Annotated in this window: 13 protein-coding genes; 4 read left to right on the plus strand and 9 right to left on the minus strand. The window is 50.5% G+C overall.

Translation table 11 applies throughout. From position 1 onward, the window contains the following. Positions 1-12 precede the first annotated feature (12 nt). From PGX44_RS11015 to rpsB, 7 genes are all read right to left on the minus strand, one after another. Positions 13-840, minus strand: a complete 828-nt coding sequence (locus PGX44_RS11015) for a phosphatidate cytidylyltransferase (protein WP_186502672.1) — start codon at positions 838-840, stop codon at positions 13-15. 16 nt (positions 841-856) lie between these two features. Further along, on the minus strand, positions 857-1,651 hold the full coding sequence (gene uppS, locus PGX44_RS11020) for an undecaprenyl pyrophosphate synthase (protein ID WP_498855413.1): 795 nt from the start codon (positions 1,649-1,651) through the stop codon (positions 857-859). 3 nt (positions 1,652-1,654) lie between these two features. Beyond that, on the minus strand, positions 1,655-1,897 hold the full coding sequence (locus PGX44_RS11025) for a hypothetical protein (RefSeq protein WP_498855414.1): 243 nt from the start codon (positions 1,895-1,897) through the stop codon (positions 1,655-1,657). Then, positions 1,894-2,454: a ribosome recycling factor gene (frr, locus tag PGX44_RS11030; protein ID WP_498855415.1), complete on the minus strand. Its 561-nt coding sequence runs from the start codon at positions 2,452-2,454 to the stop codon at positions 1,894-1,896. Before frr ends, PGX44_RS11025 begins: the two co-directional genes overlap by 4 nt. Before the next feature lie 53 nt (positions 2,455-2,507). Next, complete coding sequence (gene pyrH / locus PGX44_RS11035) at positions 2,508-3,233, minus strand: UMP kinase (RefSeq protein WP_498855416.1); 726 nt, start codon at positions 3,231-3,233, stop codon at positions 2,508-2,510. 66 nt (positions 3,234-3,299) lie between these two features. Continuing rightward, complete coding sequence (gene tsf / locus PGX44_RS11040) at positions 3,300-3,947, minus strand: translation elongation factor Ts (protein ID WP_289000938.1); 648 nt, start codon at positions 3,945-3,947, stop codon at positions 3,300-3,302. A 157-nt stretch (positions 3,948-4,104) separates the two neighbouring features. Further along, positions 4,105-4,842 (minus strand): 30S ribosomal protein S2, encoded by a 738-nt coding sequence (gene rpsB, locus PGX44_RS11045; protein WP_186502667.1) that lies wholly within the window; start codon positions 4,840-4,842, stop codon positions 4,105-4,107. 354 nt (positions 4,843-5,196) lie between these two features. Between rpsB and mobA the strand changes: the two genes are divergently transcribed. Together mobA and PGX44_RS11055 are read left to right on the plus strand one after the other, a co-directional pair. Then, a complete protein-coding gene (gene mobA / locus PGX44_RS11050) occupies positions 5,197-5,859 on the plus strand; it encodes a molybdenum cofactor guanylyltransferase (RefSeq protein WP_186502666.1) in 663 nt (220 codons plus the stop codon). A gap of 387 nt (positions 5,860-6,246) precedes the next feature. Next, a complete protein-coding gene (locus tag PGX44_RS11055; RefSeq protein WP_498855417.1) occupies positions 6,247-6,768 on the plus strand; it encodes a flavodoxin in 522 nt (173 codons plus the stop codon). Between the two features lie 7 nt (positions 6,769-6,775). Here the strand turns inward: PGX44_RS11055 and PGX44_RS11060 are convergent, their stop codons facing one another. Continuing rightward, entirely contained in the window at positions 6,776-6,991 is a 216-nt protein-coding gene (locus tag PGX44_RS11060; protein WP_498855418.1) for a hypothetical protein, read from the minus strand. A gap of 27 nt (positions 6,992-7,018) precedes the next feature. Beyond that, on the minus strand, positions 7,019-7,663 hold the full coding sequence (locus PGX44_RS11065) for a LysR family transcriptional regulator (protein WP_498855419.1): 645 nt from the start codon (positions 7,661-7,663) through the stop codon (positions 7,019-7,021). 110 nt (positions 7,664-7,773) lie between these two features. Between PGX44_RS11065 and PGX44_RS11070 the strand changes: the two genes are divergently transcribed. Both PGX44_RS11070 and PGX44_RS11075 read left to right on the plus strand, forming a co-directional pair. Then, entirely contained in the window at positions 7,774-8,766 is a 993-nt protein-coding gene (locus PGX44_RS11070) for an aldo/keto reductase (protein ID WP_498855420.1), read from the plus strand. 11 nt (positions 8,767-8,777) lie between these two features. After that, a complete protein-coding gene (locus tag PGX44_RS11075; protein ID WP_498855421.1) occupies positions 8,778-9,422 on the plus strand; it encodes a flavodoxin family protein in 645 nt (214 codons plus the stop codon). The last annotated feature ends 87 nt before the right edge of the window (positions 9,423-9,509 follow it).

The raw sequence follows: 9,509 nt of genomic DNA on the forward strand, positions 1-9,509 counted from the left end.
TTTCCTGCCGCGTTATGCAATCAAAAGCAGATATGCATAGACAGCCGGTGCGGCAAAAAGCAGGCTGTCAAAACGGTCGAGAATACCGCCGTGACCGGGAATGATGTTGCCCGAATCCTTGGCGCCGCACGCCCGTTTCAGGATCGATTCAATTAAGTCCCCCAGCGGTGCCATAATGGCGATAATCAGGCCAATGGCCAGCGCGTGGAGCAAAGAAAACTTAAAAATCGCAGAGAAAATCAATGCCGTAACGATGGTACCAATAAAACCACCGAGGGCGCCTTCCTGTGTCTTGCCCGGGCTGATTTCAGGACAAAGCTTGTTCTTGCCCATAAACTTGCCCACAGCAAAGGCGAAGGTATCGCTGGCCCAGGTAGAAAAGACCAGGAGAAAGACGAAAAAGCGTGACGGTTCCAGCATAACGTGCTGGAAAAGCGGTGTCAAATAGGAACCGAGCATACCGTTACGCAGGGCCAGCATGGCGAGGAAACCGCCGCCAATATACAAGAGCCCATATAAAGAGCAGGCACTGTCCGTAACGGAAACCTTTTTGTGCAGGATGACCGTACGCAGTAAAATCCAGCTCATCATGATAACGCATAAGAGAAAGAGGAGCTTCATACCGGCAAACCACCAGGCACTGAAGAGGCAAATGAGCCAGACATAGCCGGCATATTCCGTCAGGTTGGCCTTTTTGGCTGCCAAAAGGCGTACGTATTCATACCAGCCCAAGAGGGCCAGGAGCGTCATCATAAGGAAGAACAGCCAGTTTCCTTCGTAAATAATAAAGATCGTCAGGCCACCGCCGACGATACCTGTAATGATTCGTTTAGCCAACATAGTGCGTTTACCTGCCTTATTTTAACCCGCCAAAGCGGCGTTCCCGCCCCTGGAAGGACAGAATAGCCTCGATGAGCGTCTCTTTAGTAAAGTCAGGCCAGCAGAGATCGGTATACCAGAATTCCGCATAGGCAAGCTGCCAAAGCAGGAAATTGCTGACCCGTTTATCCGAGCCAGGACGGATCAGGAGATCTACGTCATTTTCCGGTGCCGTATAAAGGTACGAAGCCAGCGTATCTTCCTGAATGTCTTCAGGCTGCAACGTGCCGGCCTGCACGTCTTCTGCCAGCCGTCGTGCTGCCCGGGTCAGTTCCATACGGCCGCCGTAATTGACAGCCACGTTGAGAACCAGACCGGTATTGTTTTTCATCTTATCTTCTGCTGCAGCAAAGGATTTTTGCAAAATCGGATGGAGGCGGCTCAAATCACCGAGGAAATGAAGCCGTACATTATGTTCATCCAGTTCGAGCAGATTCTTACTCAGGTATTCATTCATCAATTTCATGATGTACGTCACTTCTGTTTCCGGGCGCTTCCAGTTTTCTGTGGAAAACGCATACACCGAAAGGACTTGAATACCCAGCTCCCCTGCAGCGACGACAATCCGTTTCAGCGTATCGGCGCCGTCGTGATGGCCATACGTACGCGGCTTGCCCTGGCGTTTGGCCCAGCGGCCGTTGCCGTCCATAATGATCGCTACGTGACGGGGAATATTGTCAGGGTCCAGCATTTCTGCTGTTACTTCACTATCAGTACTAGGCGTAACAGCGTCCTGGCCGGACGGCCTTTTTTTCAAAAACGTATCAAACATGAATTATTCTCCGTGCGACAAGGCGTCACTGACGCTGTCACTTTTTTTCAAACTGTAATTGACGAGAAGCACTACAGAGCCATCAGCCGCCACAGTTGCCCTGATGACGTAAATTGCTGCTTCATCACAGGCAAAAAAACGGCTGCGTGACACAGTCTGTGTCACGCTGTAGGCCATTTTGTTTGCTTCTAATACAGATTTGGCATACCCTAAGGGCATGCCAATGAGACTCCGTATATCCATCATACTTCCATAACTTCTTTGGTCTTCTTATCCTTCAGAGCATCAATGTCTTTGATCTTCTGATCCGTCATTTTCTGGATCTTGGTCTGTGTTTCTTTATTTTCATCTTCCGTAATTTCCTTTTTCTTTTCCATCTTCTTCAACGCATCGTTGGCATCGCGACGGATGTTACGGATAACGACTTTGGCTTCTTCTGCATGCTTGCTGACCATTTTGCTCAGGTCTTTGCGGCGTTCTTCTGTAAGCTGCGGAATTTCCAGGCGGATAATAGTGCCATCGTTGTTCGGGTTGAGGCCCAAATCCGATTTGAGGATTGCTTTTTCGATTTCTTTCAACATGCTGCGGTCCCACGGTGCGATCGTAATGAGGCGCGGTTCCGGTGCGGAAACGTTAGCTACCTGATTGACCGGTGTCGGCGTACCATAGTAATCTACGGAAACACGGTCGAGGAGGCTCGTGCTGGCACGGCCTGTGCGGATAGAAGCAAGATCACGTTTCAGTGCTTCTATACATTTGTTCATCTTTTCTTCATGCTCTGCTGTCAGCGTTTGTACGTCCATAAAAGATCACTTCCTTTAAAGTATTTATAATGTATACGTATATGATACAGCTTTTAGCCTTCTTTGTCGACCAGCGTGCCGATTTCTTTTCCCGTGCAAGCGGCGATAATACTGCCTTCTGCATCAATATTGAAGACGACGATAGGGATATTGTTATTCATGCACAGCGTCGTAGCCGTGTTATCCATGACACCAAGCTGTTTCTGGATTACATCGAGGTACGAAAGGTGCGTATACATCTTAGCGTCCGGATTTACCTTCGGATCACTGTCATAGACGCCATCTACGCCGTTTTTCGCCATTAAGATGGCATTTGCATCGATTTCAGCAGCGCGCAAGGCAGCTGTCGTATCTGTAGAGAAATAGGGATTGCCCGTACCGGCACCAAAAATGACGACGCGGCCTTTTTCCATATGGCGAATGGCACGACGACGGATGTATGGTTCTGCTACCTGTTGCATGTTAATAGCTGTCTGTACACGCGTAACGACACCATTCTTTTCAATGGCACTTTGTAAGGCTAAGGCGTTCATGACCGTAGCCAGCATGCCCATATAGTCGGCCGATACGCGGTCCATACCTTGGGCGTTGTCCGAAAGACCGCGCCAGATATTGCCGCCGCCTACGACGATGGCCAGCTGAATGCCGGTATTTGCTACTTCTACTACCTGTTTGGCAATGGCATCAACCGTAGCCGGATCAATACCATAGCCCTGTTTGCCTGCCAGGGCTTCACCACTTAATTTCAAAACGACGCGCTTAAAATTTCTATCCATCATGGCCTCCTGTTAGAAAATAAGAGAACACAAAAAAGCAAGTGTTCTCTTATGGGAATCGTATTTAGCTTATTTAGCCTGTGCCATTACTTCAGAAACAAAGTCATCGTTGCGTTTCTGTAAACCTTCGCCGAGTTCATAACGGGTATAACGGCGGATATCGATTTTTTCACCGATCTTAGCAATGTGTTCGTTGATAACCTGGGAAATCGTCTTGTCGCCATCTTTGATGAATTCCTGGTCGAGGAGGCAGTTTTCTTTGTAGAATTTTTCGATACGGCCAACGATCATCTTTTCAACGATCTTTTCCGGTTTGCCTTCGTTCAGAGCCTGCTGACGGAGAACTTCTTTTTCGTGTTCGAGAACTTCTTCAGGAACTTCTTCTCTCTTCAGATAAGCCGGTTTAGCAGCAGCGATCTGCATAGCAATATCTTTGCAGAGGTTTTTGAAGTCGTCTGTCTGAGCAACGAAGTCTGTTTCGCAGTTTACTTCTACGAGTACGCCAATACGGCCGTTGCCATGGATATAAGAATATACGAGACCTTCAGCAGCGATACGGGATGCTTTTTTTGCAGCGGCAGCGAGGCCCTTTTCACGCAAGTAGTCTACTGCTTTGTCCATATCACCGTCGACGGCAGCCAGTGCTTTTTTGCAATCCATCATGCCAGCGCCAGTTTTTGTTCTCAAATCTTTTACCATGCTTGCTGTAATAGCCATTACAAATTCCTCCTAAAATTAACTGTATTATACAATAAAGTTTTTAATAGCCTGTTTCATTGAGCCCGCCTGTACGGGCCTATAGTCTAATAAAGGTAAGGAATGAGTGACACTCCTTACCTTTACGCTTATCATTTAATTCTCAAGGAGCTGCAGATTATTCAGCTGCTGCTTCCGTAGCTTCTTCAGCCGGTGCAGCTTCTTCAGTCTGTTCGCCCTGGTTGCCTTCGAGAACAGCGTCAGCAATTTTGCCTGTCAGGAGCTTAACGGCGCGGATAGCGTCATCGTTAGCCGGGATCGGGTAGTCGATAACATCGGGATCGCAGTTGGTATCAACCGTAGCGATGATGGGGATGTTCAGTTTGCGAGCTTCTTTAACAGCAATTTCTTCCTTCTTCGGATCGATGATGAAGAGAGCATCCGGGAGCTTCTTCATGTCTTTGATACCGCCGAGGTATTTCTGAAGTTTTTCCATTTCGTGTTTGAGAAGGGTTACTTCCTTCTTCGGCAACAATTCGAATGTGCCGTCTTCAGCCTGTTTTTCCAAAGCTTTCAGGCGTTTTACACGTTTTTCAATGGTCTGGAAGTTGGTGAGCATGCCGCCGAGCCAACGTTCGTTTACGAAGTACTGGTTGCAACGTTCAGCTTCGCTCTTAATGGATTCCTGAGCCTGTTTCTTCGTGCCTACGAAGAGGATTTTGCCGCCTTCAGCAGCGAGATCGCGGGCGAAGTTATACGCTTCGTCAACTTTCTTAACCGTCTTCTGCAGGTCGATGATGTAGATGCCGTTACGTTCCGTGAAGATGAAACGAGCCATCTTAGGGTTCCAACGACGGGTCTGGTGACCGAAATGTACGCCTGCTTCCAATAATTGTTTCATAGATACTACTGCCATAATTGTAATTCCTCCTGTTTTTTGGACCTCCGCCCGGTCATCACTTGCTAAAACCGCGCAAACGGCACAGCTGCAAGCTCGACGGTGCGTGTGTAATTTAAACCTTTAACATTATAGCATAAGAGCAATTGACAGACAAGGCCTTTTTTCTCTTTCTTTCCAGTGAGGCAAACATATGCCTCAAAGCAGCTCATAGCTCGCGGGCATATCTATGTAGAGAAAGAAAAAATAGAAGCTTTTATGGATTAATAATTGCATTTATGTTATGATAAAAGTAATTTTAAGGAACAGTTTAAAGTAACTGTATGTACGGGCGGCCCTTGTGACCGGTCTGCATCAAGAGGAGGAATTCGTATGTATGAATATTTAGACAAACTCCAGCCGGTCATCCTGGCTGGCGGGGAAGACTCCGGCGTCGGCTATAACGGCAAAGCCCTCGTCGAATTCGAAGGCGGTACGCTGCTTGAAACGATTCACACGATTTTGAACTTTACCTTCGATAAATCGCCAATCGTCGTAACTGATGACAAGAAACAGCTCAGCGCCTTGCCGGCAGCTAAGGATATGTTTATCGTAGAAGAAGCCTATAAGGGAGCCCAGACACTCGGTGCTGTAGCTACAGCCTTCCAGTATACCGATGCGGAAAACATCTTCGTTATCGGCGTTAACATGCCTTTTATTTCCATTCCTATGATCAACAAGATGGCCTACCATATCCAAATGGCTGACGTCGTCGTACCGGTACAGGATGGAACAGACATCTGTCTCCACGCCGTCTATAACCGCCGCGTTTTACCGCTCATGCGTGAAAAGATTGATGAAGGAGAACATCTCCTCCACTCGTTCTTCCCACAGATTGACCTGGTTCAAGTCGCCGTCCGTAAGGATAAGGAAGAAGACGCTATTTTCTTCAACGTCCACTCTACAGACGATTTAAAAGCTGCCGAAGAAAAATACGAAGAACTGCGCCGCAAGGAACCGGAAGTATTCGTTCCCGTTGCCGAAGCAGCCAAATAACAACCCGCTCGCACATATAAGAGGTCCTGTCCAAACAGGGCCTCTTTTTTTCTGCGCTCCTCTCTATAAACCTATAATAATGGACAGTGACCAGGGCCGTCCCCCATGATTCACAGATAAGCCTCTCAGGGACAGCCCGCATCAGGCTGCGCAGAGGTTCGCCCTTCCAGCACGTTGGGACACTATCCCGTTCCATCGCTAAGTGGCGTCGACAGTCGTCAATATATCAGATATGAGCCATGACGAAAAAAGGACGGGCTCTGATGGGAATCTGATTTCATTATTTTATGTTGTATAATCTAATTTTTCAATCGATAATATACTATTTTAATTGGATTATTCGTCATTTCTCACGTACAATGGACGTGTACAAAGGAGGTATCACTTATGGCAAAGACTTTGATCATCTATTACTCCCGGGCCGGGGAAAATTACGTAAACGGCCAAATCGTTTCCTTACCTGTAGGCCAGACGGCAAAGGCGGTCACGTATCTCGAGGAAGCTACAGGCGCAGATGTCTTCCCGCTGGAACCGTTGCGTGCCTATAGCAAGGATTACACGGCGTGTACACAAGAGGCCCTGGCGGAAGAAAAGGCCCAGGCTCGTCCTGGCCTTACGAAAATGCTCACGGACGTGACGCCCTATGGCCGGATCATCGTCGCCGGTCCCTGCTGGTGGGGAACCTTTCCGATGTTCATCTTTACACAGCTTGAAGCACTGGATCTTTCCGGCAAGGACGTGTATGTCCTAATGACCCACGAAGGCTCCGGCCTGGGCCACGTCATGCGGGACTTGCAACAATCCTGCCCTGGCGCAAGCGTCGTCGATGGTCTGGCAGTCCATGGCGCAGACGTAGAACAGGAAAAAGGACGGATTCAGGCCTGGGGCAAGGAAATCAGTGACTCATAGCGCCATCTCAGCAGGGAAAATCCGGTCTGGCAGCGTATAGGGAGCGCAGGAGGGACAGGAATTGGTGGATGCTTTCCCGGTGGTCCTCCTTGTGCGTACAGACGACGCAGGGGATGGTCTCCTCGCAGGCAAAGGGCGTCCAGGCAAAGGCACCTGTGTGATCGTTGAGAAAGCCCGGTGAGAGGACGATGCCCCGTTTGGCAGCGACGTAGGTAAGGGACATGTCGTGGCTTTCGCTGTTGAAATAATGTCAGTTTGTCTCGGCGATGACCCGGCGCTGGACGATGCGCAGCGGCTCCTGGGACGGGCCGCCCACCATGAGGGTGTGGCTATTCAGGTCTTCTGTATGGATGATATCCTTTTGAGCCAACGGGTCATCGGTCCGTGTGACGAGATAGATTCTGCTATCGAACAAAGGATGGAGCTCAATATCCGGCACATGGCGCACGTCGCCCTGAAAGGCAAAGCACATATCGTACTCCCCCTTGAGGAAGGCGTCGAGGCCGTGGTGCCAGTCAAACCCCGGCGTCACAGACAGCCCCGGCTGTTCTGCCTCAAAGCGCGCAATGGCATCGGGCAGGAAATAGATGGCCGAGCGGATGGGCACGACGATGCGGATATTTTCCTGGTATTGGCTGGCAAAATTTTGGCCCTGTTCGATAGCCATGGATAGCTCTGTCATGATATTTCTAAGCGTCGTCACGAACTGCTCCCCAGCCGGCGTGAGCGTAGCGCCCCGGCCGGAGCGGTCGAAAATGCGAAAGCCGATTTCCCCCTCGACGAGTTTGATCTGATACGTCAGAGTCGGCTGGGAAATGTAAAGGTTTTCGGCAGCTCTGTTAAAATTTTCCGTCTGGGCCAGCTCAATAATATACGCCATTTGCCGTGTATTCATAGTGCTTCACCTCACTGCTTTATTATATGTGCTCATTGTAGCTTGGATGAGCATACTTGACAAGCTATATTGGTCCTGAGAGAGCGGACCTAAAAAAGGAGAAAAAGAAAATGGAATATGTAAAATTTGGCAATACTGGTATGGATGTGTCCCGTATTTGTCTCGGTATGATGAGCTTTGGCAAGCCAGGCAAGGAAAACGGGGTCTTCCCGTGGGCCCTTGACTATGAAGCAGGGAAACCGATCTTCCGCCGGGCTATCGAGCTGGGCATCAATTACTTTGATACGGCTAACGTCTACCAAATGGGTTCAAGTGAAGAAAACACGGGCCGCTATATCCGGGAGTTCGGTCTCGACCGCGATGAAATTGTCGTCGCTACGAAGGTTAACTTCGACATGCGTCCCGGTCATCCCAACGGCGGCGGCCTGTCGCGGAAGAATATCATGGCCGAAATCGACCACAGCCTGGAACGCTTAGGTCTCGATTACGTTGATATCTATCAGATTCACCGCCTCGACCCGAACACGCCCATGGAAGAAATCATGGAAGCCCTCCATGACGTCGTCAAAAGCGGCAAGGCCCGCTACATCGGCGCGTCAACCATCTTCGCCTGGCAGCTCGAACGGCTTCAGAATATAGCCGAAGTCCACAATTGGACGAAATTTGCGTCGCTTCAGCCGCAGTATAATCTCATCTACCGCGAGGAAGAACGGGAAATCCTGCCCCTGTGCCAGGACCGGAAGCTAGCCGTCGTGCCCTGGAGTCCCCTGGCTGCCGGCCGCTGTGCCCATCCCTGGGGCACCGTCACGAGCCGGACGAAGATCGACGAAGTCTCGCCTATGGTCTGGGGCGCGACGGATGCGCAGGATAAGGTCGTCGTCGACAACCTGGAACGCGTAGCCAAGGCCCACGGCCGCTCCATGGCCCAGGAATCCCTGGCGTGGATGCTCTCTAAGCCCTGCATCACAGCGCCCATCGTCGGCTGTACCAGCGTCGCCCACATCGAAGAAGCGGTCAGCGCCTTGGATATCAGGCTCGACGCAGACGAAATCGCCTCTCTCGAAGCGCCTTATATGCCACACGTAAAGACCGGACTGTACTAGGAGGAAATGCTATGAACGTATTATTCTTAAACGGCAGCAGCCACGTCCATGGCACGACCATGCGGGCTATTGAGGAAATGATCCGTATCTTTGACGCCGAAGGTGTGGAAACGGAAGTCTTCCAGACTGGCGCCCAGCCTTTGCGGGATTGTCTCCAGTGCGGCTATTGCCAGACCCATGACGGCTGCGTCATCAAAGACGACGGCGTCAACGAGTTCGTAGAAAAGGCGAAAACTGCCGACGCCTTCATCTTTGCATCGCCTGTCTATTTCGCCCATCCCAGCGGCCGTATCTACTCTTTCATGGACCGCGCCTTCTTCAGCCGCTTCCCCAAGGACTACGAGCCGTTCCGCTTCAAACCCGCCGCAGCTATTGCCGTTGGGCGCCGGGGCGGCACGACGGCGGCGCTCGATGGGCTGAACAAGTATTTTGGCCTGACTGCCATGCCCGTCGTCGGTTCGACCTATTGGAATATGGTCCACGGCTACGACGCCGCCGATGCGCCACAGGACCAGGAAGGCCTCCAGACCATGCGCAACCTGGCCCGCAACATGATCTGGCTCGTCCGGGCCATCGAAGCCGGGAAAAAAGCCGGTATCCCCTATCCGCAGGAAGAAACAGGCATCTTCACGAACTTCGTACGGCGGGACATATGATGAGCCGGCCTTGTGGTATAGTTCTGTAACAAAAAAGGGGCTGTGAAATAACGCCCCTATAAAAACGAATGAGGATCACTGGCTCGA

Source organism: Caecibacter sp. AF58-12pH5A, from assembly GCF_027681725.1.
In the GTDB taxonomy this organism is placed as follows: Bacteria; Bacillota; Negativicutes; order Veillonellales; family Megasphaeraceae; genus Megasphaera; species Megasphaera hominis.

Coding starts and splice junctions, on each gene's coding strand:
- PGX44_RS11015 (WP_186502672.1), bottom strand. CDS start 840: ATGTTGGCTAAACGAATCATTACAGGTATCGTCGGCGGTGGCCTGACG.
- uppS (WP_498855413.1), bottom strand. CDS start 1,651: ATGTTTGATACGTTTTTGAAAAAAAGGCCGTCCGGCCAGGACGCTGTT.
- PGX44_RS11025 (WP_498855414.1), bottom strand. CDS start 1,897: ATGATGGATATACGGAGTCTCATTGGCATGCCCTTAGGGTATGCCAAA.
- frr (WP_498855415.1), bottom strand. CDS start 2,454: ATGGACGTACAAACGCTGACAGCAGAGCATGAAGAAAAGATGAACAAA.
- pyrH (WP_498855416.1), bottom strand. CDS start 3,233: ATGATGGATAGAAATTTTAAGCGCGTCGTTTTGAAATTAAGTGGTGAA.
- tsf (WP_289000938.1), bottom strand. CDS start 3,947: ATGGCTATTACAGCAAGCATGGTAAAAGATTTGAGAACAAAAACTGGC.
- rpsB (WP_186502667.1), bottom strand. CDS start 4,842: ATGGCAGTAGTATCTATGAAACAATTATTGGAAGCAGGCGTACATTTC.
- mobA (WP_186502666.1), top strand. CDS start 5,197: ATGTATGAATATTTAGACAAACTCCAGCCGGTCATCCTGGCTGGCGGG.
- PGX44_RS11055 (WP_498855417.1), top strand. CDS start 6,247: ATGGCAAAGACTTTGATCATCTATTACTCCCGGGCCGGGGAAAATTAC.
- PGX44_RS11060 (WP_498855418.1), bottom strand. CDS start 6,991: ATGTCCCTTACCTACGTCGCTGCCAAACGGGGCATCGTCCTCTCACCG.
- PGX44_RS11065 (WP_498855419.1), bottom strand. CDS start 7,663: ATGAATACACGGCAAATGGCGTATATTATTGAGCTGGCCCAGACGGAA.
- PGX44_RS11070 (WP_498855420.1), top strand. CDS start 7,774: ATGGAATATGTAAAATTTGGCAATACTGGTATGGATGTGTCCCGTATT.
- PGX44_RS11075 (WP_498855421.1), top strand. CDS start 8,778: ATGAACGTATTATTCTTAAACGGCAGCAGCCACGTCCATGGCACGACC.